Here is a 25,412-nt window from a genome sequence, read left to right on the forward strand (position 1 = left end):
GCCGGGCATCCCCGTCTTGTGGAGAGCAACAGCATGTACCAGTCCCCCCTCATCCAGGATCTGCACGATCGCGGCCTGATCGCCCAGATCACCGACGCTGCGGCGCTCGACAAATTGCTGACTGAGGAATCGGTAACGCTCTATTGCGGCTTCGATCCGACGGCGGACAGCCTGCACCTCGGCCACCTGGTCCCGGTGCTCATCCTCAAGCGCTTCCAGGAAGCCGGCCACAAGCCGATCGCGCTGGTCGGCGGCGCCACCGGCATGATCGGCGACCCGAGCTTCAAGGCCACCGAGCGCAAGCTCAATACGCCGGACGTCATCGCCACCTGGGTCGACAAGATCCGCGGTCAGGTCGAGCCCTTCCTCAAGTTCGACGGCGCCAACGCCGCCATCATGGCCAACAATTACGACTGGTTCGGCGGCATGAACTGCCTCGAATTCATGCGCGACATCGGCAAGCATTTCTCGGTCAATGCCATGATCAAGAAGGAATCCGTGCAGCAGCGCCTGACCCGCGAAGACCAGGGCATTTCCTACACCGAATTCTCGTACAGCCTGCTCCAGGGCTACGACTTCGCCGAACTCAACAAGCGCTACGGCTGCGTGCTGCAGATCGGCGGTTCCGACCAGTGGGGCAACATCGTCGCCGGCACCGACCTGACGCGCCGCCTGCACCAGAAACATGTCTTCGGCCTGACCCTGCCGCTGATCACCAAGGCCGACGGCACCAAGTTCGGCAAGACTGAATCCGGCGCCATCTGGCTCGACCCGAAAAAGACCTCGCCCTACGCCTTCTACCAGTTCTGGCTCAACACCAGCGATGCCGACGTCTACAAGTTCATGAATTTCTTCACCTTCCTGCCGGTTTCTCGTATCGCCGAGATCGAAGCGGCCGACAAGGCCAGCGGCGGCAAGCCGGAAGCCCAGCGCATCCTGGCCGAGGAAGCGACCCGTCTGGTGCATGGCGAAGTCGCGCTGATGGCCGCCCGCCGCATTACCGACAGCCTGTTCCACGGTCAACTCGAAAATCTGACCGAAAACGACCTCGAACAACTGGCCCAGGACGGCATGCCCGGTGTACAGCTGGAAAAAGCCAACGCCAGCCTGATCGATGCCCTCGTCGCCGCCGGTCTGGCCAAGTCCAAATCCGAAGCGCGCAGCTTCATCCAGAGCGGTAGCGTCGCCATCAACGGTGCCAAGGCCGAGGCTCTGGACCACCAGATCGCCGACGACGAGCGCCTCTACGGCCGTTTCACCATCCTCCGCCGCGGCAAGAAAAACTACGGGCTGGTCAGCTGGCTGTAAGCGTGATCTGTGCGCGCCCTGTAGCAAGGTGTTTCAGCATGTAATTTTGCTAAACGTGAAGCATTTCCTGACGTTAATTGATTTACCGGGTTAGTTTTCCGGTAAAGCTTTACCGAAGGAGATGCGCCATGACCCATTTAAGCTCCAGCCAGATCAGGTCGCTTGCCGAAACATCGACAACAGCGGCCGCCTACCTTGATGCCTGCGACAACGGCGCAAAATTCGTTCGACTGGATCCGACTTATTACCAGGCATGCGCTCGCCTGCTGATGTCCATATTTTCCGTGGTCGATGCGGCAACAACCTTCCCGGACCTGCTCAGCCGCTCCCCGTCTGCCCGCAACGCGGCCGAATCGCTCGAAATGGAACATCACATCAGGATCAGCCGAACTGGCTACTACCCGCGGCTGGCCGCCATCCTGGCCCGCGCCTCGGTGTGAAAAACCGGGCTTGCTGCCGAACAAGCAAGCCCGGCCAGCCAAGAAAAGCAGCCATCGGGAACGCCGACGCCGGTCCAAATCGGCGCTGCAGTCGGCAGCAATGCTAGAATTTCGGCCCCATTCCCTTTCGCTATCCCGATGCGCCAGCTGATTCTCGATTTGCTGCCCGAAAGCTCGCCCACGCTGGATAACTTCGTCGCCGGCGGCAATGGTGAAACGCTCGCCCTGCTCACCGAATGGCTGGCCGGGACGCGCACCGACACTTCGTTCTGCCTGTGGGGCGAAGCCGGCTCCGGATGCTCGCATTTGCTGCAGGCGAGCGGCTTTGCCTACGTCGATGCGGCCCTCGACCCGGCACTGAAAAATGCTCCGACGACTGAGCAACTGGCTGTCGATCACGTTGAAAACCTCGACGAAACCGGCCAGGTCGCCCTCTTCAACCATTTCAACCGCCTGAAAATGGCCTCCGGCATGCTGTTGACCGCAGCAGCGCAGCCGCCGGCACATCTCAAGCTGCGTGAAGATCTGCGCACCCGCCTCGGTTCCGGCCTGATCTGCCGCCTCCAACCGCTGTCCGACGCCGAGAAGGCCGAAGCACTGGCCACCCAGGCCAAAGAGCGCGCCCTCAAACTGACGCCGGAAATCATCGATTACCTGATGCGCCACGCCCCGCGCGACATGCGAACGCTGAGCGCCATCGTCGTCGCCCTCGACCAATACACGCTGGAACAGAAGCGCGCTGTCACCCTGCCCCTGCTGCGCGAACTGCTGCAATCGCCGTCAGGTTGATGCTACGCCACCCCCGGGAGCACGCATGAGTCATAGCAAGTCACCCACCGGCACCTGTCAGGTCTGCGGCAACACCTTTCCGTCTCGCGAGCTGATCGCCGAGCCGCTGATCCGCACCAATATCCTCAATACCATTCGGGCCGATCACCCGGACTGGTCACCCACCAGCCGCATTTGCCAAAAAGATCTGGCGCGCTATCGCGGGCAGTACGTCCACTCCCTGCTCGTCTCCGAAAAAGGCGAATTATCAGAGCTGGAACACGAGGTTCTGAACAGCCTGCAAACGCATCAGACCCTGGCCGCCGACATTGATAGCGATTACGAAGAGCAATGGAATCTCGGCCAACGCCTGGCCGACCGCATCGCCACCTTTGGCGGCAGTTGGACCTTCCTGATCTGTTTCAGTGTTTTCATCGTCATCTGGATCATGATGAATTCGCTGGTCCTCTACTGGCGCCCGGTCGATCCCTTCCCGTTCATCCTGCTCAATCTTCTGCTCTCCTGCCTGGCTGCGATTCAGGCACCGGTGATCATGATGAGCCAGAACCGCCAGGAGGCAAAAGACCGCCTGCGCGCCCGCAACGACTATCAGGTCAATCTCAAGGCCGAGCTGGAAATCCGCCAGCTCCACGAAAAAATCGACCACCTGCTCTCCCACCAATGGGAACGGATGATCGAAATCCAGGAAGTCCAGCTCGATCTGCTCAACGAATTGCGCCGTCCCCGGTAAACTGCGCCCCTGATCCCACAGCCCAAGAATCCATATGAATCTCGCCCTCTTCGACCTCGACAACACCCTGCTCACCGGCGACTCCGATTTCGAGTGGGCACAATTCCTGATCAGCAAAGGCGTCGTCGACCGCGAGTTGCAGGAAGCGAAGAACATCCAGTTCTACGAGCAATACAAGGCCGGCACCCTCGACATCTACGAGTTCCTCAACTTCCAGCTCGCCCCGCTGACCCGCCATACGCGGGAAGAACTCGATGCCTGGCACCGCGAATACATGGCCCGCCACATCGTGCCGATCATCGGACAGCCGGCCCGGGCGCTGGTCAACCAACACATCGAGGCCGGCGACCTGTGCGCCATCGTTACCGCCACCAACAGCTTCGTCACCGGCGCCATAGGCCGCGAATTCGGCATTGCGCACCTGATCGGCACCGTTCCCACGGTCAACCCGGAAAATGGCCGATTTTCAGGATCACCGACCGGCACGCCATCCTTCCGCGAAGGCAAGATCGAACGCGTCGAAGCCTGGCTCGAATCGCTCGGCCTGTGGTGGGGCAGCTTCGCCGACAGCTATTTCTACAGCGACTCGCACAACGACCTGCCGCTGATGACCAAGGTCAAGACGCCGGTGGCCGTCGATCCGGACGAAAAGCTGCACGCGCATGCCAGTGAAATGGGCTGGAAAATCATCACTTTGCGGTAGAATCCGCCTTTTCCCGTAGCGTCCAGAACGCTCATTGAACGGTAATTCGTGATCCGCAAACTCATCTCCCGCGTTTTCAGCGGCAAGAAACCAAAAGCCAGCCGCCACGAGCCGGCCGTCATTCCCGTCTCCAGCCACGGCATCACCCGCGACCGCATCAGCAGCGGCAGCCGGCGCGTCTGCGAAACCCTGCAGGGCCACGGCTTCAAGGCCTACGTCGTCGGCGGCGCCGTGCGCGACCTGCTGATCGGCGCCGTGCCCAAGGATTTCGACATCGCCACCGACGCCACGCCGGAAGAGGTCCGTCGCGCCTTCCGTCGCTCACGCATCATCGGCCGCCGCTTCCAGATCGTGCACGTCATGATGGGCCAGGAAACGCTGGAAGTGACTACGTTCCGCGGCATGCTCGACGAAAAGACAAAGACCGACGAACACGGCCGCGTCCTCCACGACAACGTTTTCGGCAGCCACGCCGACGATGCCGCCCGCCGTGACTTCACCGCCAACGCGCTGTATTACGACCCGGCCAGCGAAGCCGTCATCGACTATCACCACGGCGTCGGCGATCTCAAGCAGAAAACCCTGCGCATGATCGGCGAGCCGCGCGCCCGCTACCGCGAAGATCCGGTCCGCATGCTGCGCGCCGTCCGCCTCGCCGCCAAGCTCGGCCTGATGATCGATCCGGAAGCCAAGAAGCCGATTCGCGAAATGGCCGGCCTGCTCGAAAATGTGCCGGCCGCCCGCCTCTTCGACGAAATGCTCAAGTTGCTGACCTCCGGGCATTCGGTCAAATGCATCACCCAACTGCGTGATGAGGGCCTGCACCACGGCCTGTTGCCGCTGCTCGATGTCATTCTCGAACAGCCGATGGGCGAGAAATTCGTCATGCTGTCGCTGAAAAATACCGACGACCGGATTCGTCAGGAAAAAGGCGTCTCGCCCGGTTTCCTGTTCGCCACGCTGCTCTGGCACGAAGTCCTGGCTCACTGGGAAAAGCTCAAGGCCAAGGGCGAGGCGAAAATTCCGGCGCTCTATCAGGCAATGGACACGGTCATCGACGTGCAGGGTGAAAAGCTCGCCATCACGCGCCGCATCGCCGGCGACATCAAGGACATCTGGGCATTGCAACCGCGTTTTGAAGCTCGGGCCGGCAAGCGCCCCTACGCCCTGCTCGAACAGCCGCGCTTCCGGGCCGGCTACGATTTCCTCGTCCTGCGCGCCGAATCCGGCGAAGTCGACATGGAACTGGCCGAGTGGTGGACGCGCTTCCAGAAGGTCGATGGCGAAGAGCGCGCAGAAATGCTGCAGCCGGAACAAGCCGGTGACAAGAAACGTCGCCGCCGCAAGAAAAAACCGGCGGCCGAAGGTGGCTCGCCCAACCCCGCTGAATGAACACTGCCTACGTTGCGCTGGGCGCCAACCTTGGCGACCCGGCGGCCACCGTATTGGCCGCCTTCGCCGCCCTGGCCAACCTGCCGGAAAGCCGCGTCAGTCATGGCTCTTCGCTCTACCGGACAGCGCCGGTCGGCCTCACCGATCAGCCCGAATTCGTCAATGCGGTGGCCGAACTGGAAACCACGCTGGCACCGGAAGCCCTGCTCGCCGCGCTGTTTGATATCGAAGAACGCTTCGGCCGCATCCGCGCCGAAAAGAACGGCCCGCGCACGCTCGACCTCGACCTGCTGCTCTACAACGACCAGTTTATCGACCTGCCGCGCCTGACCCTGCCCCACCCACGCCTGCACCTGCGCGCTTTCGTCCTCCAGCCGCTGGCTGAAATCGCGCCACGGCTCGCCATCCCCGGCCGCGGCACTGTCGCCGCCTGGCTGCCGGCCGTCGCCAATCAGGGCATCGTCAGGCTGTGACCCTCTTCGGCCTGCACATCCCCGTGCTCTGGCAGACGGTGACGCTGCTGGCGCTGTCCAATGTCTTCATGACCTTCGCCTGGTACTCGCACCTCAAGCACCTCAACGACAAGCCATGGTGGATCGCCGCGCTGATTTCATGGGGCATCGCGCTGTTTGAATACCTGCTGCAGGTGCCCGCCAACCGCATCGGCAATACCGAGCTCAGCCTCGGCCAGCTCAAGATTTTGCAGGAAGTCATCACCCTCGCCGTCTTCGTTCCCTTCGTCGTCTTTTACATGAACCAGCCGCTCAAGCTTGACTACTTGTGGGCAGCTCTGTGTATCCTAGGCGCCGTCTATTTCGTTTTCAGGACCTGAATGTCTGCCCAAGTCGCCACCCGCCGCCTGACCCAGGCCGATCTTGCCAAGCTTTATCAAGCCGGCGAGAAGGTCGTCATGTTCACCTGCTACGACGCCAGCTTCGCCCGCCTGCTCGATGGCGCCGGGGTCGACTCGATCCTGATCGGCGATTCGCTGGGCAATGTCATCCAGGGCCACGACACGACGCTGCCGGTCACCGTCGCCGACATCGCCTACCACACCGCCTGCGTCAAACGCGGCGCGGACCACGCGTTCATCATCGCCGACATGCCTTTCGGCAGCTATCAGGAATCGCCGGAGCAGGCCTTCCGCAACGCCGTCACGCTGATGGCGGCCGGCGCCCAGATGGTCAAGCTCGAAGGCGGCCAGGAAATGGCAAAAACGGTCAAATTTCTGGTTGACCGTGGCATTCCGGTCTGCGCCCACGTCGGCCTGACGCCGCAATCGGTCCATGCACTGGGCGGCTACAAGGTTCAGGGCAAGGGCGAAGTGGCGGCGCAAAAACTAAAGGACGACGCGCAGGCCGTTCAGGATGCCGGCGCCACGATGATCGTCCTCGAAGCCATTCCCGCCGTGCTGGCCGCGGAAGTCACCGCCAGCCTGCACATCATCACCATCGGAATTGGCGCCGGCAAGGATTGCTCCGGCCAGGTCATGGTGCTGCACGACGCCTTCGACATCCCGCCCGGCAAGAAGGCCAAGTTCGTCAAAAATTTCATGGAAGGCGCCAGCAGCATCCATGACGCCGCCTGCCGCGCCGTTGCCGCCGTCAAGGACGGCAGCTATCCCTGCCCCGAACACACCTATTCAGCGTAAAGCCATGCAAATCATTTCCGCCATCGCCGACCTGCGTGCGGCGCTCAAGGGGCGCGGCCGTGTCGTTTTCGTGCCGACCATGGGCAACCTGCACGCCGGCCACATCAGCCTGATGGAACAAGCCCGGGCCCACGGCGATACCGTTGTCGCCTCGATCTTCGTCAACCGCCTGCAATTCGGCCCGAATGAGGATTTCGACAAGTACCCGCGCACTTTCCAGGCCGACTGCGACAAGCTGGCCGCCGCCGGCGTCGATGTCCTGTTCGCCCCGACCGAAACCGATCTTTACCCCGAGCCACAGGAGTACACGGTCGAGCCGCCGGCCATCCAGAACATCCTCGACGGCGAATTCCGCCCCGGTCACTTCCGTGGCGTCGCCACCGTCGTCCTCAAACTGTTCAACATCGTCCAGCCGCAGGCCGCCGTATTCGGCAAGAAGGACTACCAGCAGCTCATGGTCATCCGCAACATGACCCGCCAACTGGCCTTGCCGATCGACATCATCGGCGGCGAAACGGTGCGCGCCGAGGACGGCCTGGCCCTTTCTTCGCGCAACGGCTACCTGAGCGAGGCCGAGCGCGCCGAGGCGCCGCGCCTGTACCGATTGCTCAACGAAATCCGCGCCGCCATCCGCGGCGGCAGAACCGACTATGCTGTTTTGGAAAATGAGGCAATTTCCGGGTTGACCGTGGCAGGCTGGAAAACCGACTATGTTGCGGTGCGACAACAGTCCGACCTGTCTCTGCCGAAAGGCGTAGATGCCCCACTGGTGGTGCTTGCCGCCAGTCGCCTCGGAAACACGCGGCTGATCGACAACATCGAGATTTGACGCAGAAAAAATATCCATAATTACGGCCGTTGACAGCAAATCCATTGTCGTTACAATGCGCTTCCCCCAACTATCTGGATGAGTGAAACCATGCAGAGAACAATGCTGAAATCCAAGTTGCACCGCGTGACTGCAACCCACGCCGACCTGCACTACGAGGGTTCCTGCGCCATCGATGAAGACCTGCTTGAAGCGGCGAACATCAAGGAATACGAACAGATCGACATCTGGAACGTAAACAATGGCGAGCGTTTCACCACCTACGCCATCCGCGCCGAACGCGGATCGGGCGTCATTTCCGTCAATGGTTCAGCTGCCCGCCGCGCCGCCCCGGGTGACATCCTGATCATCGCCACCTTCGCCGTCTATAACGAAGTCGAACTGGCCCGTCACGAGCCCGATCTGATTTACGTCGATTCGCAGAACCGCATCACGCGACGCGGTCACAAGATTCCGGTGCAAGCCGCCGCCTGATCGTGAAGTAGTTCAGCTTTGCTCAAAACCCGCCTCTCGGCGGGTTTTTCTTTTGTGTACAATGCACTACAAAAATTCACACAAATAATGGAGACAAACCATGGGCATTGCTTTCGCCAAGACCCCGAAGGGGCATGACGAAATCACCACAAAGGCCGGCGGGCTGTCACCGCGGGTCAGACGGGTATTGATATTCGTCGACGGAAAAAGGACCGTCGACGAATTGCGCGGCATGTTGCAGTCGGACGACTTGCAGCACACGCTGGGCATGCTGGAAGAAGAGGGTTATATCGAAGTTGCTGCGGTACTCGATGAAAAAGGGCGGGCTTCGATACCGGATGCTCCCTTGCCATCGATTACAGCCTTCCGAAGCCTCCCGGACAAAACCAATCCGAAGGAACTCGATATGGCCAAGAACTACATGATGAATTCGCTCAAGGCTTTCGTCGGTCCGTACTCCCACCTGACCATCGTCGAAGCCGTGTTTGCTGCCACCTCCCATGAGGCGCTGCGTGAGCAATTCGCCCCATGGTTTGCCGCCATCATCGAAACAACCCAGGGCAAACGCCGAGCCGAACATCTGCGGGCAGAACTTCTGAAGGTTATCTAACAGCCCAATTCGCAAACAGCGAACCCGGCTCTCAGCCCCGACCAGGGAGCCGGGGCTTTCGCGCGGCGATCAGATTTTTTCGGCCGACTTTATTGGCTTGCGGCTGCGTGGTTTGCGGGCTTTAGGCACCGGGCCAGCTGAAACAGCAGACTCCACTGCCGACTCGGAAACTGGAGGCTCTCCAGGCTCCTGGCGAACCTTCTTGCCGCCTCGGCGGCGCGCTACTTTGGTCGGCGACTCCGCATCAGCGACTACTGTGGACACCGGAACAGCGACAGGCTCAGTCGATGAAGTCTCCGCCACAACTACTTCAGTGCTCCGTCCGACACTCTCCTTGCGCGGACGACGAGCGCCACGGCGTGGCTTGCTTTCGGCCTTTTCGGTCGAAGCAGATTCGCTGATCGCCGGCTCAGACAGACTTTCGGCCGGCGCAGCTTCAGCGCTGACCGCTGCCGGTTCGAGCGGCTCGCTGACCGTCCGTTCCCGACCGTTGCGCGAGCGACGGCCACCACGTCGGCGGGCGTTTCCTGAAGTTTCCGACTCACCGGCCGGCGATTCCATTTTTGGCTGATTTTCCGGGTTGACCGTGGAAGCGGCAGTTGTTTCGATGGCCGCCACCTCCTGCTCCACCGGCAACTCGCCGCCGGCCTCGCTCTCACCCGAAGCAGGACGTCCCTGCCCGCGAAAAACGAAGGCGCCCTTGTCGTCACGACCAAAGCCGAGCAAGCCACGGCTGGCGGCTTCTTCGAGCAGATTGCCGAAGGTCCGGAAGCCGTAATAGCTTTCGTTGAAGCCCGGGTTGCGACGCTTGACCACTTCCTTGAGGACCGAGGCCCAGATGCGCTCGCTTTCGCCCCGGTCGGCCATGAGGTCGACGAAGGTGGCGGTAACGAGGTCGACGGCCTTGGTCTTGCGTTCTTCCTGTTTCAGCTTGCGATTGGCTTCTTCTTCCGGCGAGCGCTTGGGCGCTTCGCGGTCACGCCGCGCATTGCCACGGCCTTCGCGGTCACGAACGAGGTCGTCGTAGTAGATGAATTCGTCGCAATTGGTGACGAGCAGATCGGAACACGATTGCTTGACGCCAACGCCGATGACTTTCTTGGCGTTTTCACGCAGTTTGGAGACCAGCGGCGAGAAATCGGAATCGCCGGAAATGATCACGAAGGTATCGACGTGTGCCTTGGTGTAGCAGAGGTCTAGCGCATCGACGACCATCCGGATGTCGGCCGAATTCTTGCCTGACTGGCGGACGTGCGGGATTTCGATGAGCTCGAAATTGGCTTCGTGCATGGCCGACTTGAAGGCCTTGTAACGATCCCAGTCGCAATAGGCTTTCTTGACGACGATGCTGCCCTTGGCGAGCAGGCGCTCGAGAATCGGCTTGATATCGAACTTCTCGTAATTGGCATCGCGGACGCCAAGGGCAACGTTTTCGAAATCACAAAAGAGCGCCATGCTGGCGTTGTCGTTGGCTGCGGCCATGGAATGCTTTCAACTTGAAGAGGCGCCAGTATACCGCCGACACCGTTTCCCCCGATGCCTCAAGTAATTCCGCATTTTTAGCGGGCATCAAAGATTGCCCCTACCCCCGCAACCTACCATCCGTCGGCCAAACAATTTCCGAAAGGGGGAAAACAATGAGTGGCGCTTTCACCAAATCGATGGCGCGGAACATATTTTACGGGGGGACTGTCTTCTTCTTCCTGTTGTTCCTCGCGCTGTCCTTCGACACCCATACGCAACTGCCTAAACGCGACATGCGGGCCAATATCACGCCGCAAATCGCCGAGGGCAAGAAGCTCTGGGAAGTCAATAACTGTATCGGTTGCCACACCCTCCTGGGTGAAGGCGCCTATTTCGCCCCGGAACTGGGTAACGTCATCGCTCGCTACGGCGACGAAGGCGTCAAGGCTTTCATCCAGAGTCGTCCGAAAGAAGGCATCCCGGGTCGCCGCAGCATGCCGCAGTTCAATTTCACCGACGAGCAGCTGAACGCCATCGTGGCCTTCCTGAAGCACGTCAATTCGATCAACACCAACAACTGGCCGCCTAACAGCCAGGGCTGATCGAGAGGAGAACTGAACATGCAATACAAATCACAAGCGGTTGCAAAACCCTACTTCATCGCGGCTATCGGCCTGTTTGTCGGTCAGATCCTGTTCGGCCTGATTCTTGGCCTGCAGTATGTGCTCGGCGACTTCCTGTTCCCCGCCATCCCGTTCAACGTGGCCCGCATGGTCCACACCAACCTGCTCATCGTCTGGCTGCTCTTCGGCTTCATGGGTGGCGCCTACTACATGATCCCGGAAGAATCCGAGACCGAACTGTTCAGCCCGAAACTGGCGCTGATCCTGTTCTGGGTCTTCCTGGTCGCCGGGGCGCTGACCATCGTCGGCTATCTGGCCGTGCCGTATGCCGCGCTGGCGGAAATGACCGGTAACAACCTCGTCGAAACCATGGGCCGCGAGTTCCTCGAACAACCGCTGCCAACCAAGCTCGGTATCGTCGTCGTTGCCCTGGCCTTCCTGTTCAACATCACCATGACGGTGCTCAAGGGCAAGAAGACCTCGATCTCGATCGTTCTGCTGCTCGGTCTGTGGGGCCTCGCCGTCTTCTTCCTGTTCTCTTTCTACAACCCGGTGAACGTCGTTCTCGACAAGTTCTTCTGGTGGTGGACGGTGCACCTCTGGGTTGAAGGCGTATGGGAACTGATCCTCGGCGCCTTCCTGGCCTTCGTGCTGATCAAGACGACCGGTGTTGACCGCGAAGTCATCGAAAAGTGGCTGTACGTCATCGTCACCCTGACGCTGATTACCGGCATCATCGGTACGGGTCACCACTACTTCTGGATCGGTACGCCGGAATACTGGCAGTGGTGGGGTTCCATCTTCTCCGCTCTGGAGCCGATTCCGTTCTTCGCCATGACCGTCTTTGCCTTCAACATGGTGAACCGTCGTCGTCGCGAGCATCCGAACAAGGCTGCCGTTCTGTGGGCGCTGGGTACCGGCGTGATGGCTTTCCTGGGCGCTGGCGTGTGGGGCTTCCTGCACACCCTGGCTCCGGTCAACTACTACACGCATGGTACGCAGATCACTGCGGCGCACGGTCACATGGCTTTCTATGGCGCCTACGCCATGGTCAACCTGATGATGATCTCCTACGCCATGCCCATCCTGCGCGGCCGTGCTGCCAACAGCAACAAGTCGCAAGTGCTGGAAATGTGGTCGTTCTGGCTGATGACCACGGCTATCGTCTTCATCACGCTGTTCCTGACCGCCGCCGGCATCCTGCAAGTCTGGCTGCAACGCGTTTCCGATACTCCGCTGCCATTCATGGTGGCGCAGGACAAGATCGCGCTGTTCTACTGGATGCGTGAATGGGCCGGAGTGGTCTTCCTGATCGGTCTGATCCTCTACATCGTCAGCTTCTTTGTCGGTGGTAAAGAAGAAAAGACGGCTTGATCAGCAAGTAGCTGAAATAGCGAGAAAAGGCGCGGTTCTTCGGAACCGCGCCTTTTTTATTGCCCGCCGGATCTACGCCAGATCGAAGCGGTCAGCATTCATGACCTTCGTCCAGGCGGCGACGAAGTCCCGAACGAACTTCTCCTTGTTGTCATCCTGGGCATAAACCTCGGCGTAAGCGCGCAAGATGGAATTTGACCCGAAAACAAGATCGACCCGGGTCGCCGTCCACTTGACCGTGCCGGTCTTGCGGTCGCGGATTTCGTACAGGTTCCGACCCACCGGCTTCCAGGTGTAGGCCATATCGGTCAGGTTGACGAAGAAGTCGTTGGTCAGCGCTCCGACACGGTCAGTCAGTACCCCATGCCGGGTGCCGCCATGGTTGGTCCCGAGCACGCGCATACCGCCAACCAGCACCGTCATTTCATGGGCGGTCAGACCGAGCAACTGGGTGCGGTCGAGCATCAATTCCTCGGCACTGACCACGTAATCCTTCTTGAGCCAGTTGCGGTAGCCATCGGCCACCGGTTCGAGGAACTCGAAGGACTCGGCGTCGGTCATTGCCTGGCTGGCATCGCCACGGCCCGGGGCGAAGGGAACGGTGATGTCGACACCCGCCGCCTTGGCCGCCTGCTCGACGCCCAGATTACCGGCCAGCACGATCACATCGGCGACGCTGACCCCGGTCTGCGCGGCAATGCTTTCGAGAACGCCGAGCACCCGGGCCAGCCGGGCCGGCTCATTGCCCTCCCAGTCCTTTTGCGGCGCCAGACGGATGCGCGCGCCATTGGCCCCGCCGCGCATGTCCGAACCACGGAAAGTCCGCGCACTATCCCAGGCCGTCGCCACCATGTCGCCGATGCTCAGACCACTGGCGGCGATTTGGGCCTTGACCGTGCCGACGTCATAACCGGCCCGGCCGACCGGCACCGGATCCTGCCAGATCAGGTCTTCCTGCGGCACTTCGGGGCCGATGTAACGGGCCTTCGGCCCCATGTCGCGGTGCGTCAGCTTGAACCAGGCACGGGCGAAGACTTCCGAGAAGTAGGCCGGATCCTTGTGGAAGCGTTCGGCGATCTTGCGGTACTCGGGATCGAATTTCATCGCCATGTCGGCGTCGGTCATCATCGGCTTGCAGCGGATCGACGGGTCCTCGACATCGACCGGCATGTCTTCTTCCCGAATATTGACCGGCGCCCATTGCCAGGCGCCAGCCGGGGACTTCGCCAGCCACCAGTCGTAGCCGAGGAGCAGGTCGAAGTAGCCGTTGTCCCATTTGGTCGGGTGGGTCGTCCAGGCGCCTTCGATACCGCTGGTCACGGTGTCGCGACCGATGCCCCGCGTGGTGTGGTTGTTCCAGCCCAGCCCCTGTTCTTCGACGTCGGCCGCCTCGGGGGCCGGCCCCAGCAGCTTGGCGTCGCCGTTGCCATGCGCCTTGCCGACGGTGTGTCCGCCGGCCGTCAGGGCGACAGTTTCCTCGTCGTTCATGGCCATCCGGGCAAAGGTGACGCGCACGTCGTGGGCGGTCTTGAGCGGGTCGGGCTTGCCATCGACGCCTTCGGGATTGACGTAGATCAGCCCCATCATGACGGCAGCCAGCGGATTTTCCAGATCGCGCTCGCCGGAATAACGGCTGTTCGGGTTGTCGGTCGGCGCCAGCCATTCCTTCTCGGAACCCCAGTAGGTGTCCTTTTCGGGATGCCAGATGTCCTCGCGACCGAAGGCGAAACCGAAGGTCTTGAGGCCCATGGACTCATAGGCGACGTTACCGGCAAGAATGATCAGGTCGGCCCAGCTCAGCTTGTTGCCGTATTTTTTCTTGATCGGCCACAACAGGCGGCGCGCCTTGTCCAGGTTGGCGTTGTCGGGCCAGGAGTTGAGCGGGGCAAAACGCTGGTTGCCGGTGCCGGCACCGCCGCGACCATCCGCCACCCGGTACGAACCGGCCGAGTGCCAGGCCATGCGGATCATCAGGCCGCCATAGTGGCCCCAGTCGGCCGGCCACCAGTCCTGGCTGTCGGTCATCAGCGCGACCAGGTCTTTCTTGAGGGCGGCAACGTCGAGCTTTTTGACTTCCTCGCGATAGTTGAAGCCCTGGCCCAGCGGATTGGTCTTGCTGTCGTGCTGATGCAAGATGTCGAGGTTCAGCGCATTCGGCCACCACGCCATGTTGGAGTTGCCACTGGCCGTGTTGCCGCCATGCATGACCGGGCATTTGCCGGCGCTCTTCGCTTGATTGCTATCCATTTCTCTACTCTCCTCGTTGAATGACGTTCTTGAAAACGGTCAAACTGATATTAGGAGAGCATGTCCCGTATTGCTAATTGATTGCCCGGATACGCTCGATAGACTGTTGCTATCCGCCTAGCGCGTCTCGTCTACGATCTGGATGAGTTTTTCTTCCAGCTCCTGCGCCAGCCGGGCCAGCCCGGCATCCGGCGAAAGCGCGGCGAGCACGGGGAGCGGCCGGGTCAGGGCGATCTTCGTGTTGCCGTTCTCGGTATAGACCGAAATCCGCCAGGGCAGCGCCGCGCTGAGGCGCATGTCGATGGCCAGCATTTTCTCGACCAGGCGGGGATTGCCGACTTCGAATACCTGACATTCGTTGTCGAATTCGATCTCCTTGCTGTCGAGCATGCCGCCCAGATCGTGCATCTGCAACACGCTGAGGCCGAGGCGCTGGATGACCGGGACGAGATCGGTGCTGGCTTCGTAAAACGATTTGTCGCTATCGACGATGTAGTACATGGATTTTCCTGATCTGAAAACGCGGCGTCCCGGGCGGCCGGCGGGGATTTCAATTTTCGCCGAAATTTGCGGTTGACCGTAGCAATCGCACCCAAAGCTCGCAATTTGACGCTCGCCTGGCCGATGCCGGGGAACCGATGGCCAGTCCAGCGGTCCGCTTAAGTGCCGCCACAGAAAATGCCCCGATGCCAGCCCTGACACTCTCTTCCGTTGATTCTGCCGACGCCATCGCGGGCGAGGCATGGGATCGTCTTTGCCCGCCCGGCGATCCTTTTCTCAACGCCGATTTTCTCGCCATCATCGAACGCCACGGCGCCGCCGGGCCGGACTGGGGCTGGGTGCCATGTCATCTCACGGCGGCCGATCAGCAAGGCCGCATCGTCGGCATCCTGCCCCTCTACGTCCGCTTCAATTCGCACGGCGACTTCATCCACGACTGGTCGTGGGCCTCGGTCTACAAGCAACTCGGCCGCAGCTATTATCCGAAGCTGCTGAGCGGCCTGCCGCATACGCCAGCGACCGGGCCGCGCCTGCTGGTGGCCGACGGACCGGATGCCTCAAGCATCCGTCGCGCCCTGATCGATGGTGCACAGTCGGTGGCCAGCGGGCACGACATGTCAACGTGGCACGTCGCCTTTCCGAATGAGGGCGACCGCAGAGAACTGCAAGAAGCGGGCATGCTGATCAGCCATAACGTCCAGTTCCAGTGGCTCGACAGCGGTTGCGGCGACTTCGACGGCTATCTGGCCACCTTTGCCGCCGACAAGCGGCGCAAGGTCCGGGCCGAACGGCGCAAGGTGGCCGAAAGCGGGCTGACTATCGAAGTGCGCCACGGCGATGAAATCGACCGGGCCGAGTGGCCGGCCCTGCACGCCCTCTACGCCTCGACCTTCGACAAATTCAACAACCACGCCGTGTTCACGGCCGACTGTTTCGCCGATCTGGCACCGGCGCTGGGCCGCCGCATGGTCGTCTTCATCGCCCGCGACGGCGGCCAGCCCGTGGCGCTATCACTCTGCTTCCGCAGCGATGAAACGCTCTACGGCCGCTACTGGGGTTGTAACGGCCAATATCACAGCCTGCATTTCGAACTCTGTTTCTATCAGGGCATCGCCTACTGCCTGCGCGAAGGCCTGCAGCGCTTCGAGCCCGGCGCCGGCGGCGAACACAAGATCGCCCGTGGCTTCACGCCCACCGTCGTCCATTCCGCCCACTGGATTGCCGATCCAGCCATGCGCAAGCTGATCGGCCGCCACCTCGACGTGCAGGGCGACGCGGTGGCCAACTATCGCGAACAGGCGGCGGCGCACCTGCCCTTCCGTTGTGAGAACTAGTCTCATTTTTGGGGCATATCAATTTGTGCTGATCAAGGCCCCGCTACCATGCAGCCCATGAGCACCATTACCCTTCCCGCGCCAGACCCCGTCGACAAACGCCTGCCCGGCGATCTTGCCATCTGGTTCTTCATCCTGGCCGAGCTGCTCGCCTTCGCGGTGTTCTTTGCCACCTACGCCTTCGCCCGGGCCAGCCATGTCGAGGAATTCAACCTCTACCAGCAGACCCTGGACCGCAACCTCGGCGCCCTCAATACCCTGCTCCTGATTACTGGCTCGTGGTTCATCGTCCGCGCCGTGCAGGCCGCGCACCGCGACGACATCAAGGCCGTGCCGCCCAACATCCTGCTCGGCTGGCTGTGCGGCGGCGGCTTCCTGGTCGTCAAGGTCATCGAATACGCCGCCAAGTTCGGCGCCGGAATTTCGATGTCGACCAACACCTTTTACATGTTCTACATCTCGCTGACCTTCTTCCACTTCATGCACGTCATCCTCGGCATGGTCATCCTCACCGTCCTCTGGTTCCAGGCCCGAAACGGCGCCTACGGCGGCCACAACGCGCACGGTCTGGAAAGCGGCGCCGCCTACTGGCACATGGTCGACCTGCTGTGGATCGTCCTTTTCCCGCTCGTTTATGTGATGCGCTGATGATCGCCGCCCTCAAAAATCCTGCCCACCGCGCCTGGCTCATCCTCATGGTCGCCACCGGCCTCACCTGGTATCTCGGTGAAGTCGGCGCCGCCGGCACCATAGCCATCGTCGCCATGCTGGTCATTGCCTTCGTCAAGGGCCGGCTGGTCATCCTCGATTTCATGGAGCTACGCGAGGCGCCGATGATGTGGCGCATCCTGCTCGAAGGCTGGCTGATCCTCGTTTCCAGCCTGATTCTGCTTGCCTACTGGATCTCTCTCAAATGACCGAACTCCCCTTCTACGAACCTTCCGGCAACGAAATATCGCTGTTCGAACACGCCTTCCAGCAACGCCTGCCGCTGCTCATCAAGGGCCCGACCGGCTGCGGCAAGACGCGCTTCGTCGCCCACATGGCGGCAAGGTTGAAACTGCCGCTCTATACCGTCGCCTGCCACGACGACCTGACCGCCGCCGACCTCGTTGGCCGCCACCTCATTTCCGACAAGGGCACCTACTGGTCTGATGGCCCGCTGACCCGCGCCGTGCGCGAAGGCGGCATCTGCTACCTCGACGAAGTGGTCGAGGCGCGCAAGGACACCACCGTCGTCCTCCACCCGCTGGCCGACGACCGGCGCATCCTGCCCATCGACCGCACCGGCGAAATACTCGAAGCGCCGGCCAATTTCATGCTCGTCGTCTCCTACAACCCGGGCTACCAGAACCTGCTCAAGGGCCTCAAGCCATCGACCCGCCAGCGTTTCGTCTCGATGCGCTTCGATTTCCCCGGCGCCGAGCGCGAAATCTCCATCCTGATCGGCGAAACCGGCTGCGACGCCGACCTCGCCAAGCGACTGGTCGGCATCGCGAAAGCTTTCCGGGCGTTGAAAGATCGCGATCTCGAGGAAGTTGCCAGCACCCGCCTGCTCGTTTACGCCGCGACGCTCATCAAATCCGGCTTCGATGTCACCGCCGCCTGCCGTGCCGCGTTGGTCGAAAGCCTGACCGACGACGAAGAGACCGTCGAGGCGCTCATGGAAATCGTCAATGCCACTTTCGGACGATAGTTTCGGATTCGAGGAAGAAAAGGCCGGGCAAAACCTGGCCGTCCTCGCCGAAGCGCTCTATCTGATCAACCTGTTGCTGTTGCCGGGCATCACCTTCCTGCTGCTTGCCGGGCTATGGTTCAAATACAAGGACAGCGCACCGCTGCTGGCCCGCCAGCACCTCAAGCAAACCACCTTCGTCAGCCTGATCGGCGGCCTGCTCATCGTCACCTTTTCCGGCCTGATCCTCGGTCTCGGCGGCCTCGATTGGGAATGGACCTGGGTCGCCCTGATTCTCTATTTCACCTGCATCCACTCGACCCTCGTGCTGTTCGGCATGTACGCGCTGATCAAGGCCATGAACGGGCAAATCTGGCGTTTTCCGCTGATCGGTCCGGCGCTTCCACGGTCAACCGGAAAAAATGATCAAAACTGAAAGGCTGCAGCGTTACCGCCTGCTGGCGCAGATGGGATTTTTCACGCTATTCACCGTCACGCCCATCTTCGACCTGTTCCGCTACGACCTCACCGAGCGCCACGCCTATTTCCTGACCTATCCATGGCATCTCGGCATCGACGACTTGATGGCCGGCACCGGCGAAGCGAGCACGGCGGTGATCAACATCATCCTCTACCTCTTCCTGCCCGTCCTCGGCGCCGGGGCGCTGATCATCGGCGTCGCCTGGAAATGGGGCCGCCTTTACTGCGGCTGGCTTTGCCCGCACTTTTCCGTCGTCGAAACGATCAACCGCCTGATGCTGATCGCCAGCGGCAAGCACTCGGTCTGGGACAAGAAACAAACCCCGCCGTGGGAACCGGATGGCACGCCGGCCAAGCGCGACAAGCGTTACTGGCTGCTCGTCGTCCCAGCCGCCATCGGCTTCGCCTTCGCCTGGGCGCTGGTTGGCCTGACCTACCTGATGCCGCCGTTTCAGGTTTACCACGGCCTGCTCACCTTCACGCTCTACGAAAAGGAAGTGATTTTCCTGGCCGCCGCCACGACGGTGCTGAGCCTCGAATTCCTCTTCGCCCGCCACCTGTTCTGCCGCTACGGCTGCGCCATCGGCATCTTCCAGAGCTTCGCCTGGATCGTGAACAAGAAGGCCATGGTCGTCGGCTTCGACCGCAAGCGCCTGACCGATTGCGCCAGTTGCCAGCAGGGCGCCGGCAGCGCCGGTCACACCGTTCTGGCCCGGCAAGCCCTGCGCGAAAGCGGCAACGAATTCGCCTCGCCCGCCGGCAGCGCCTGCGATGCCGTCTGCCCGATGCGCCTCAAACCGCGCAACGTCAAACGCTGGATGTTCGCCTGCACCCAATGTGGCCAGTGCATTTCAGCCTGCAACACGGTTAACCGCAGCAACCCGAACGGCCAACTCCTGCGCTGGGTCAGCAACGAGGACGCCCGGCGCAATGAAGCCGGTTTTTCGGCTTTATCAAATACAGACGAAGACGCGGGAGCCAAACTGTAGCCATGGAAGAATTTATCGGCAAGCTCTGGCACAACTGGGTCACCAAGGCCGCCGCCGGCCATTACCCGGAAGCCGCCGTCAAACTGGGCGAGGTCGAAAAAACGGCCGGTATCCTGTTTCGCGCCTTTGGCGGCGATCCCGGCCTCAAGGTTGCGGCCGCCACCTCGGAAGAACATGGCGCGCGGCGCACTTGGCTGCAGCGTGTCGCCGGCAGCAACGAGCGCATCGCCCAGGGCCGGCGCGACGCCGAAACCCTGCGCCTGCCGCCGGAAATCGCCGCCTTTCCCGAAAAATCGCTGAACCGCGATCTCTATTTATGGCTGGCCGCGCTGGCCGCCAGCGATGCCGCGCCCGGGCAACCGTGGTTCATCCGCAACCAGATCGCCAGCCGAACAGCGCTCGAACGCTACCCAGGCCTCAACGAGCGTTACCGGCGCCTGGTTGCCGCCCATCTTGCCGGCCGCATTGCAGCTGAAGCCATGCAACCCGACGAAGCGGCGCAGGAAAAGGCCATTCGCCAGGCACTCGAAGCCCCCGGCTCGGTCGCCGGCCTGCCACCGCTCAACACCATGAAATCGCGGCCGCCGCAGCCCGTGCTGCTCTGGCTGATTGGAGCGGAGGAGCCGGAAGCGGGCGTCAAAGTCGCCGACCCGAACGACAATCTGCCGCCCGAAGGCAGTGGCGGCAACAGCGAAACAGCCAAGGAAGCCCACAAGGCCGAGCAGGTCGAGACACCGGATAACAAGAATCCCATGCTCGCCATGTTCCGTGCCGAAAGTCTGCCAACCTGGGCCGAATACGTCCGGGTCAATCGCGCCTTCGACGAGGACGAGAACCCGAATGCCAGCGATGCGGCCAACGACCTCGACAAACTGTCGCTGACCCGCGACGGCGAAACGGCCAAGTCGCGCGTCAAGTTCGACCTCGACCTGCCCTCGGCCGCCGAGGACGACACCCCGATCGGCCCCGGCATCGCGCTACCCGAGTGGGATTACCGCAAGAACGCGATGCAGCCGGCGCATTGCCTGCTACAGCCGATGGTCGCCCACGATGCCGTGCCCGCCGCACTGCCGCTTGAACTGGCCGCCACGGCCAAGAAATTGCGCGGCCAGTTCGCCGCCCTCGCCCCGCAACGCCGCTGGCTCAAGGGCCAGCCGGACGGCCCGGAACTTGACGTCGATTCCTGCGTGCGCAACCACGCCGACCGCGCCTCGGGGCACACGCCGGAAGCTGGCGGCTACCTCGCCCAGGCCCGCTGCGAACGCGATCTGGCCTGTCTGCTGCTGGCCGACCTGTCGATGTCCACCGACGCCTTCATCTCCGACTCGCACCGCATCGTCGACGTCATCCGCGATTCGCTGCTGCTGTTTTCCGAAGCGCTGACTGCGACCGGCGACCGTTTCGGCATCTACGGCTTTTCGTCGCTGCGTCGCCAGAACATCCGCTTCCACCTCCTCAAGGACTTTGCCGGCAAGTACGACGCCGCCGCCCGCGGCCGCATCCTGGCCATCAAGCCCGGCTACTACACGCGGATGGGTGCCGCCATCCGCCAAGCCGCCGCCATTCTGGCCGAACAGCCGGCCAGCCGACGCCTGTTGCTGATCATCACCGACGGCAAACCAAACGACCTCGACATCTACGACTCGCGCTACGGCATCGAAGACACCCGGATGGCCGTGCACGAAGCCCGCCGCCTCGGCCTGACCCCCTTCTGCGTCACCATCGACCGCGAAGCCGGCGCTTACCTGCCCTATCTTTTTGGGCCGGCCGGCTTCTGCGTCATCCGCAAACCGGAGGAACTACCCAGCCGGCTCCCCCTCCTTTATGTGCAACTTACTCGGCAGTAGGTAGTCATAAAGTCGTATTGCTTTGGCATCGGTCGGGTGCCAACATTGGATGTTATCGTTATTGCGCGAAGATCATGCACGGCAGCCACCCAATCAACATAGAAGCCCTACTGACGCACGTTCCGCTATTTCAGGGACTGGCCCCGGAGGAGCTCAGCCGCATCGCCCGTGGCACCCGCGAAATCCACGCCAGCAAGGGCGAAATCCTCTTCCACAAGGGCGACCCCTGCGGCGGCTTTCACCTGCTGGTGTACGGTCAGATCAAGCTCGCCTTCACCTCCTCGCAAGGCAGCGAGAAAGTCGTCGAAATCATCAGCCAGGGACAAAGTTTCGGCGAAGCCATCATGTTCATGGAAAAGCCCTACATTGTCTTCGCCCAGGCGCTGACCGACTGCCTGCTGTTGCATATCTCGAAAGGCGTAGTCTTCGAGGAACTGCAACGCGACCACAACCTGTGCCGCAAGATGCTGGCCGGCATGGCCATGCGCCTGCATCAACTGATGAACGACGTCGAGTCGTATTCGCTGCATTCCGGCAAGCAGCGCATCATCGGCTACCTGCTGCGTGAATTGCCCGAGGCGGAGCATGACGGCATCAATGTGGCGATCACATTGCCGACCAACAAGGGCGTCATCGCCTCCCGCCTCAACCTGACCCAGGAACATTTCTCGCGCATCCTGCACGAACTGACCGAACTCGGGCTGATCGTCGTCGAAGGCCGGAAAATCCATATCCCGAACGCGACCAAGCTGCGTCAGCACGAATAACTGCGTTCAGGGCCGGGTTGCTACGGTCAACCGGAAAAAACGGGCAAAAATGAAATGAAAAAGGGGCGATGAAAATCGCCCCTTTTTGCCGCCGACCGCGCCCCGCAGGAAGTACCCTTGGGGTGCAGCAGCTTAGTCGGTAATCAGCTTGCCCTTGGTCAGCAGGTCATTGATGATGGCCACGTCATTGGCGCCGGTTGCCCCCAGATCAACGCCGGCCAGCACGATCTGCTGGGTCACGTTGGTACCGTCCGGTTTCACATCAATCACCGTATCGCTGCCGGACGTGCTGAAGTTCAGATAAGCGTCCAGCGTGGCCCCGGTCGTCGCGGTTGGCAGCAGATCGCGCAGGTCGAGCACATCGCCGCCGGCCGCCTTCGACGCCACATTGAAGTCCGCAATGATGTCCTTCGCCGGCAGGCCAATGCTGCCCTGATCAGCCAACGTCCAGGCAAAGGTGTCAGAACCCAGACCGCCAGTCAGAACATCGTTGCCAGCACCGCCCGAAATCAGATCAGACGCGGCCCCGCCTTGAACGATGTCATCGCCGCCGCCGGCATGGATGGTGTCCTTGCCGTCGCTGCCGACGATCCTTTCGGAAATATCGGCGCCGTTGAAGACTTCACCCTCGCGAATCTGCCAGACACCATTGGTTGCCGACTCGACGATGTCGTCGTTGGCACCCAGCACTGGAACGTCATTCGGCGAGAACAGGGCATATTCGTCGTTGCCGATGATCTTGTAAGTGCTGTCGGCCGCCCCGCTCACCTTGAACTCGACGCGCAGGCTGGCGTGACCGGCCTGATCCCAGTAAAGAATCTCGATCGGCTGGAGACCTTCCGACAGCGTGACACCGCTGTAGACCTGAGTCGCAGTCGATTGGATAAAGTCGGCCTGACCGAGGTTCTGACCATTGATCAGCACACGATAGCCGTCGTCCGCCGTCACCCGCATATCGTAGACACCACCGGCCGGAATGTAGATGTAGCCAACCATCCGGATGACAGCATCGGTGGTGTCGCCAAGGCCGCTGGTAGCCGCCAGCCCATCCACGTTGCCTGACGAAACCTTGAGGAAGGTATAAAGGTTATTGGTATTCCCGCCCGCCGTGGCGCCGATCGTGCCGCTGGTCACCTTGCCGTTCTGGCCGAGGTCGTTGCTGAACAGCGGCGTATTCGAACCGGCGGGCAGACCGAACTCCACCTTGTTGACCGAGAACGTGGCATCGGCCTTGCTCGGATCCGAAAGGATCGCGTTGTTGATCAGGTTGGTGTTGTTATTACGTCCCTCGATGATTTCCTCGACATCAGCCAGGCGATCGACGTTGTTGGCGGTACCGGCATCGGCCGTGCCGTCGTCGGAATGCAGACGAACCGTCGTCGATCCATCGTAGGCAGGATCGGTCGAGGTACCGGTACGGGTATCGTTGTAACCAAAGTACTCACCGGACAAGCCCATGTTGAGGCCGGTAATATTGGTGTTGGTACTGGTCAGCGTGACAACCTGCGGCGGCATGACATCGATGGTCAGGACAGAAGAGGCGCTGTCACCGTCGTTGTCAAGCAGGGTGTAGCCAATGCTTTCGTTGTACTGGGCCGAAGTCGAGGCCGGCGGCGTGTAGGTATATTGGCTGTCATCCATGTCGACCGTGAACTTGCCGCCCGCCGTAGTCGTCACCGTCCACGAATTCGTGGCGGCATCGTAGGTGCCGCGGTTGGTGCCCGAAACGCCGCCGCCACTGCTGTAGGTCGTGCCGTTCAGGACGAAGGACGCCAAAATGCCGCCATCGGCACCGATGCCCGAACCGGCCCCAAGGGACCCGTTGACCAGTTCGCCACCGGTCGGCATCACAATCGAATCACGCAGGATCGGCGGCAGATCAACCGCTGGATTCGCCACGACAATGGCGTTGGTGTTGACCTGATTGATCCCGTCGTAGGCCACCGGATTCATGTTGGACTGCGTCGCTCCGGTGCCCATGCCGTAGGCCATCGAGTTGATCTGGTTGGTGGCCAGGAAATTGACCCACAGAGCCTCTTCGCCGGACTGAATGCCATTCTGGCTAGTCAGCGGACCGCTGCCGTCCCAATCGCTGGCTGCCGTAGGCTGTCCATCGGTCAGGAAATACGAAACATTCTTGGCCCCGGCAATCTTGCCGCTATCGGTAAATGCCCCTTGAGCGGTCAGCAAGGCGGCATCGTAATTGGTGCTTCCGCCGGCCGTCAGCGCATTCACGATATCCTTGGCCCGGGCAATATCCACCCAGACCGCATCCCGCTCGGCAGCATTGCCTGAGAAGGTGACGATGCGAACCTTGATGTCGCCAAGATTATTGTACTGATCCAGCATCATGTTGACCGAGCTCTTCATGACATCCAGACGTGTCGGCCCACCGGCCACACCATCAGCGTCATCGTTCATGGAGCCGGAAATATCAAGAATCAGCATGATGTTGGTGTCCTGCGAAGGCAGAACCACCGTTTGCGTGCCCGGAATGGCCGTCGGCATGTCATCTTCAATGGAGATGGTCAGCGTTCCTGTGCCACTTTGCGCACCGTCGCTCGCGGTAACCCCCACGTTGAAGCTGAGCACATCCTCCTGGCTGTTCAGCAAGTGATCAAGCGGCTTGCTCAAGGTTGCCGTGTAATTCCCTGCATCGTCGACACTGACGCGAATCACTTCGTTGCCACCGGCCGAACCGATCAGCATCTGGGTATCCGTACCGCTCCAGGTTACCGGCTGACCATTGGAGGTCAGCGCAGTTAGCGGTGCGGTGAGCGTTACCGTCAGTGCGTTGCCATCGGCATCGGCGACCGGAATGGTACCGGTAATCGTCCGCACGTCAGTCGTATCAGTATTGCCCGTGGTATCGGCAATGCCGCCGGCCAGACCTTCTTCCGAGAGGACAGCGCCAGCAGTGCCGACCGTCGGCGTCGTATCGTCGTCGGTAATCGAGGCCGTACCGGTTGCCGACGCATTGGCCGTATTGCCACTGGTCACCGTGCCGGTCAGCGAGAAGTTCTCGGCCGGTTCGTCCAGCAAGTCATCCGTCGTCTGCAGACGCAGTTGCACGCTGGTGCTGCCGGCCGGGATGCTCACCCCACCGGCGGCCGAGACCCAGGCCGTACCGTTGTAGTACTGCAGCGTACTGGCGGCGCTGGTATCGGTGCCCAGTGTTGCCGTGC

26 protein-coding genes are annotated in these 25,412 nt (G+C 61.3%); 22 read left to right on the forward strand and 4 right to left on the reverse strand.

Annotation, left to right across the window (positions count from 1 at the left end):
• Positions 1-33 precede the first annotated feature (33 nt).
• From tyrS to AC07TV_RS17395, 12 genes are all read left to right on the forward strand, one after another.
• A complete protein-coding gene (gene tyrS, locus AC07TV_RS17340; protein WP_494649610.1) occupies positions 34-1,308 on the forward strand; it encodes a tyrosine--tRNA ligase in 1,275 nt (424 codons plus the stop codon).
• Between the two features lie 128 nt (positions 1,309-1,436).
• A complete protein-coding gene (locus AC07TV_RS17345; protein WP_494649611.1) occupies positions 1,437-1,748 on the forward strand; it encodes a hypothetical protein in 312 nt (103 codons plus the stop codon).
• 138 nt (positions 1,749-1,886) lie between these two features.
• Positions 1,887-2,537: a DnaA regulatory inactivator Hda gene (gene hda, locus AC07TV_RS17350; RefSeq protein WP_494649612.1), complete on the forward strand. Its 651-nt coding sequence runs from the start codon at positions 1,887-1,889 to the stop codon at positions 2,535-2,537.
• A gap of 25 nt (positions 2,538-2,562) precedes the next feature.
• A complete protein-coding gene (locus tag AC07TV_RS17355) occupies positions 2,563-3,267 on the forward strand; it encodes a DUF1003 domain-containing protein (protein ID WP_494649613.1) in 705 nt (234 codons plus the stop codon).
• A gap of 34 nt (positions 3,268-3,301) precedes the next feature.
• Positions 3,302-3,970 carry a histidinol-phosphatase gene (locus AC07TV_RS17360; protein ID WP_494649614.1) on the forward strand — a complete coding sequence of 223 codons (669 nt, stop codon included), beginning with the start codon at positions 3,302-3,304 and terminating at the stop codon, positions 3,968-3,970.
• A 48-nt stretch (positions 3,971-4,018) separates the two neighbouring features.
• The gene (gene pcnB / locus AC07TV_RS17365) at positions 4,019-5,362 is read left to right on the forward strand and encodes a polynucleotide adenylyltransferase PcnB (RefSeq protein WP_494649615.1); all 1,344 of its coding nucleotides are present in this window, start codon (positions 4,019-4,021) and stop codon (positions 5,360-5,362) included.
• Positions 5,359-5,835, forward strand: coding sequence for a 2-amino-4-hydroxy-6-hydroxymethyldihydropteridine diphosphokinase (gene folK / locus AC07TV_RS17370; protein WP_494649616.1), 477 nt, complete (start codon positions 5,359-5,361; stop codon positions 5,833-5,835). Before pcnB ends, folK begins: the two co-directional genes overlap by 4 nt.
• Positions 5,832-6,194, forward strand: a complete 363-nt coding sequence (locus AC07TV_RS17375; protein ID WP_494649617.1) for a DMT family protein — start codon at positions 5,832-5,834, stop codon at positions 6,192-6,194. Before folK ends, AC07TV_RS17375 begins: the two co-directional genes overlap by 4 nt.
• Complete coding sequence (panB, locus tag AC07TV_RS17380; protein WP_494649618.1) at positions 6,195-7,013, forward strand: 3-methyl-2-oxobutanoate hydroxymethyltransferase; 819 nt, start codon at positions 6,195-6,197, stop codon at positions 7,011-7,013.
• 4 nt (positions 7,014-7,017) lie between these two features.
• A complete protein-coding gene (gene panC / locus AC07TV_RS17385) occupies positions 7,018-7,842 on the forward strand; it encodes a pantoate--beta-alanine ligase (protein ID WP_494649619.1) in 825 nt (274 codons plus the stop codon).
• A 102-nt stretch (positions 7,843-7,944) separates the two neighbouring features.
• On the forward strand, positions 7,945-8,316 hold the full coding sequence (gene panD / locus AC07TV_RS17390) for an aspartate 1-decarboxylase (RefSeq protein ID WP_494649620.1): 372 nt from the start codon (positions 7,945-7,947) through the stop codon (positions 8,314-8,316).
• A 100-nt stretch (positions 8,317-8,416) separates the two neighbouring features.
• Positions 8,417-8,926 (forward strand): hypothetical protein, encoded by a 510-nt coding sequence (locus tag AC07TV_RS17395; protein WP_494649621.1) that lies wholly within the window; start codon positions 8,417-8,419, stop codon positions 8,924-8,926.
• Between the two features lie 69 nt (positions 8,927-8,995).
• Here the strand turns inward: AC07TV_RS17395 and AC07TV_RS17400 are convergent, their stop codons facing one another.
• Positions 8,996-10,408, reverse strand: a complete 1,413-nt coding sequence (locus AC07TV_RS17400; RefSeq protein ID WP_494649622.1) for an NYN domain-containing protein — start codon at positions 10,406-10,408, stop codon at positions 8,996-8,998.
• Between the two features lie 155 nt (positions 10,409-10,563).
• Here AC07TV_RS17400 and AC07TV_RS17405 point away from each other — a divergent pair, with 155 nt between their 5' ends.
• Together AC07TV_RS17405 and AC07TV_RS17410 are read left to right on the forward strand one after the other, a co-directional pair.
• Complete coding sequence (locus tag AC07TV_RS17405) at positions 10,564-10,992, forward strand: c-type cytochrome (RefSeq protein ID WP_494649623.1); 429 nt, start codon at positions 10,564-10,566, stop codon at positions 10,990-10,992.
• Between the two features lie 18 nt (positions 10,993-11,010).
• Positions 11,011-12,387, forward strand: a complete 1,377-nt coding sequence (locus AC07TV_RS17410) for a cbb3-type cytochrome c oxidase subunit I (protein ID WP_494649624.1) — start codon at positions 11,011-11,013, stop codon at positions 12,385-12,387.
• A gap of 72 nt (positions 12,388-12,459) precedes the next feature.
• Here AC07TV_RS17410 and katG read toward each other — a convergent pair whose 3' ends face one another.
• Together katG and AC07TV_RS17420 are read right to left on the reverse strand one after the other, a co-directional pair.
• Positions 12,460-14,634 (reverse strand): catalase/peroxidase HPI, encoded by a 2,175-nt coding sequence (gene katG / locus AC07TV_RS17415; protein WP_494649625.1) that lies wholly within the window; start codon positions 14,632-14,634, stop codon positions 12,460-12,462.
• Between the two features lie 117 nt (positions 14,635-14,751).
• Complete coding sequence (locus AC07TV_RS17420) at positions 14,752-15,135, reverse strand: DUF302 domain-containing protein (RefSeq protein ID WP_494649626.1); 384 nt, start codon at positions 15,133-15,135, stop codon at positions 14,752-14,754.
• 185 nt (positions 15,136-15,320) lie between these two features.
• On the opposite strand from AC07TV_RS17420, the gene AC07TV_RS17425 reads away from it, so the two are divergent.
• The 8 genes from AC07TV_RS17425 (at position 15,321) to AC07TV_RS17460 (ending at position 22,227) form a co-directional block, all read left to right on the forward strand.
• Complete coding sequence (locus AC07TV_RS17425) at positions 15,321-16,469, forward strand: GNAT family N-acetyltransferase (protein ID WP_494649627.1); 1,149 nt, start codon at positions 15,321-15,323, stop codon at positions 16,467-16,469.
• A gap of 57 nt (positions 16,470-16,526) precedes the next feature.
• A complete protein-coding gene (locus AC07TV_RS17430; protein WP_494649628.1) occupies positions 16,527-17,117 on the forward strand; it encodes a cytochrome c oxidase subunit 3 family protein in 591 nt (196 codons plus the stop codon).
• Positions 17,117-17,386: a cytochrome C oxidase subunit IV family protein gene (locus AC07TV_RS17435; protein ID WP_494649630.1), complete on the forward strand. Its 270-nt coding sequence runs from the start codon at positions 17,117-17,119 to the stop codon at positions 17,384-17,386. Before AC07TV_RS17430 ends, AC07TV_RS17435 begins: the two co-directional genes overlap by 1 nt.
• Positions 17,383-18,165 carry a CbbQ/NirQ/NorQ/GpvN family protein gene (locus tag AC07TV_RS17440; protein ID WP_494649631.1) on the forward strand — a complete coding sequence of 261 codons (783 nt, stop codon included), beginning with the start codon at positions 17,383-17,385 and terminating at the stop codon, positions 18,163-18,165. Before AC07TV_RS17435 ends, AC07TV_RS17440 begins: the two co-directional genes overlap by 4 nt.
• The gene (locus tag AC07TV_RS17445; protein WP_494649632.1) at positions 18,146-18,580 is read left to right on the forward strand and encodes a magnetosome magnetite crystal formation protein family; all 435 of its coding nucleotides are present in this window, start codon (positions 18,146-18,148) and stop codon (positions 18,578-18,580) included. Before AC07TV_RS17440 ends, AC07TV_RS17445 begins: the two co-directional genes overlap by 20 nt.
• Positions 18,567-19,613 (forward strand): 4Fe-4S binding protein, encoded by a 1,047-nt coding sequence (locus tag AC07TV_RS17450; RefSeq protein ID WP_494649633.1) that lies wholly within the window; start codon positions 18,567-18,569, stop codon positions 19,611-19,613. Before AC07TV_RS17445 ends, AC07TV_RS17450 begins: the two co-directional genes overlap by 14 nt.
• A gap of 2 nt (positions 19,614-19,615) precedes the next feature.
• Entirely contained in the window at positions 19,616-21,460 is a 1,845-nt protein-coding gene (locus tag AC07TV_RS17455) for a nitric oxide reductase activation protein NorD (RefSeq protein WP_494649634.1), read from the forward strand.
• 74 nt (positions 21,461-21,534) lie between these two features.
• Complete coding sequence (locus AC07TV_RS17460; protein ID WP_494649635.1) at positions 21,535-22,227, forward strand: Crp/Fnr family transcriptional regulator; 693 nt, start codon at positions 21,535-21,537, stop codon at positions 22,225-22,227.
• Positions 22,228-22,359: 132 nt separating this feature from the next.
• Here AC07TV_RS17460 and AC07TV_RS17465 read toward each other — a convergent pair.
• Positions 22,360-25,412 (reverse strand): type I secretion C-terminal target domain-containing protein (locus tag AC07TV_RS17465; protein WP_494649636.1); only part of this gene is annotated, 3,053 nt, incomplete at its 5' end.

It is taken from the genome of Azonexus sp. GW821-FHT04F04 (assembly GCF_059420025.1).

Bases quoted from the DNA above. Each gene is read 5' to 3' on its own strand.
- hda (WP_494649612.1), top strand. From the start codon at position 1,887: ATGCGCCAGCTGATTCTCGATTTGCTGCCCGAAAGCTCGCCCACGCTG.
- AC07TV_RS17355 (WP_494649613.1), top strand. From the start codon at position 2,563: ATGAGTCATAGCAAGTCACCCACCGGCACCTGTCAGGTCTGCGGCAAC.
- panD (WP_494649620.1), top strand. From the start codon at position 7,945: ATGCTGAAATCCAAGTTGCACCGCGTGACTGCAACCCACGCCGACCTG.
- AC07TV_RS17435 (WP_494649630.1), top strand. From the start codon at position 17,117: ATGATCGCCGCCCTCAAAAATCCTGCCCACCGCGCCTGGCTCATCCTC.
- AC07TV_RS17400 (WP_494649622.1), bottom strand. From the start codon at position 10,408: ATGGCCGCAGCCAACGACAACGCCAGCATGGCGCTCTTTTGTGATTTC.
- AC07TV_RS17345 (WP_494649611.1), top strand. From the start codon at position 1,437: ATGACCCATTTAAGCTCCAGCCAGATCAGGTCGCTTGCCGAAACATCG.
- AC07TV_RS17440 (WP_494649631.1), top strand. From the start codon at position 17,383: ATGACCGAACTCCCCTTCTACGAACCTTCCGGCAACGAAATATCGCTG.
- AC07TV_RS17395 (WP_494649621.1), top strand. From the start codon at position 8,417: ATGGGCATTGCTTTCGCCAAGACCCCGAAGGGGCATGACGAAATCACC.
- AC07TV_RS17425 (WP_494649627.1), top strand. From the start codon at position 15,321: ATGCCAGCCCTGACACTCTCTTCCGTTGATTCTGCCGACGCCATCGCG.
- AC07TV_RS17460 (WP_494649635.1), top strand. From the start codon at position 21,535: ATGCACGGCAGCCACCCAATCAACATAGAAGCCCTACTGACGCACGTT.
- AC07TV_RS17420 (WP_494649626.1), bottom strand. From the start codon at position 15,135: ATGTACTACATCGTCGATAGCGACAAATCGTTTTACGAAGCCAGCACC.
- panC (WP_494649619.1), top strand. From the start codon at position 7,018: ATGCAAATCATTTCCGCCATCGCCGACCTGCGTGCGGCGCTCAAGGGG.
- folK (WP_494649616.1), top strand. From the start codon at position 5,359: ATGAACACTGCCTACGTTGCGCTGGGCGCCAACCTTGGCGACCCGGCG.
- AC07TV_RS17410 (WP_494649624.1), top strand. From the start codon at position 11,011: ATGCAATACAAATCACAAGCGGTTGCAAAACCCTACTTCATCGCGGCT.
- AC07TV_RS17450 (WP_494649633.1), top strand. From the start codon at position 18,567: ATGATCAAAACTGAAAGGCTGCAGCGTTACCGCCTGCTGGCGCAGATG.
- AC07TV_RS17445 (WP_494649632.1), top strand. From the start codon at position 18,146: ATGCCACTTTCGGACGATAGTTTCGGATTCGAGGAAGAAAAGGCCGGG.
- AC07TV_RS17430 (WP_494649628.1), top strand. From the start codon at position 16,527: ATGAGCACCATTACCCTTCCCGCGCCAGACCCCGTCGACAAACGCCTG.
- katG (WP_494649625.1), bottom strand. From the start codon at position 14,634: ATGGATAGCAATCAAGCGAAGAGCGCCGGCAAATGCCCGGTCATGCAT.
- panB (WP_494649618.1), top strand. From the start codon at position 6,195: ATGTCTGCCCAAGTCGCCACCCGCCGCCTGACCCAGGCCGATCTTGCC.
- AC07TV_RS17405 (WP_494649623.1), top strand. From the start codon at position 10,564: ATGAGTGGCGCTTTCACCAAATCGATGGCGCGGAACATATTTTACGGG.
- AC07TV_RS17360 (WP_494649614.1), top strand. From the start codon at position 3,302: ATGAATCTCGCCCTCTTCGACCTCGACAACACCCTGCTCACCGGCGAC.
- AC07TV_RS17455 (WP_494649634.1), top strand. From the start codon at position 19,616: ATGGAAGAATTTATCGGCAAGCTCTGGCACAACTGGGTCACCAAGGCC.
- tyrS (WP_494649610.1), top strand. From the start codon at position 34: ATGTACCAGTCCCCCCTCATCCAGGATCTGCACGATCGCGGCCTGATC.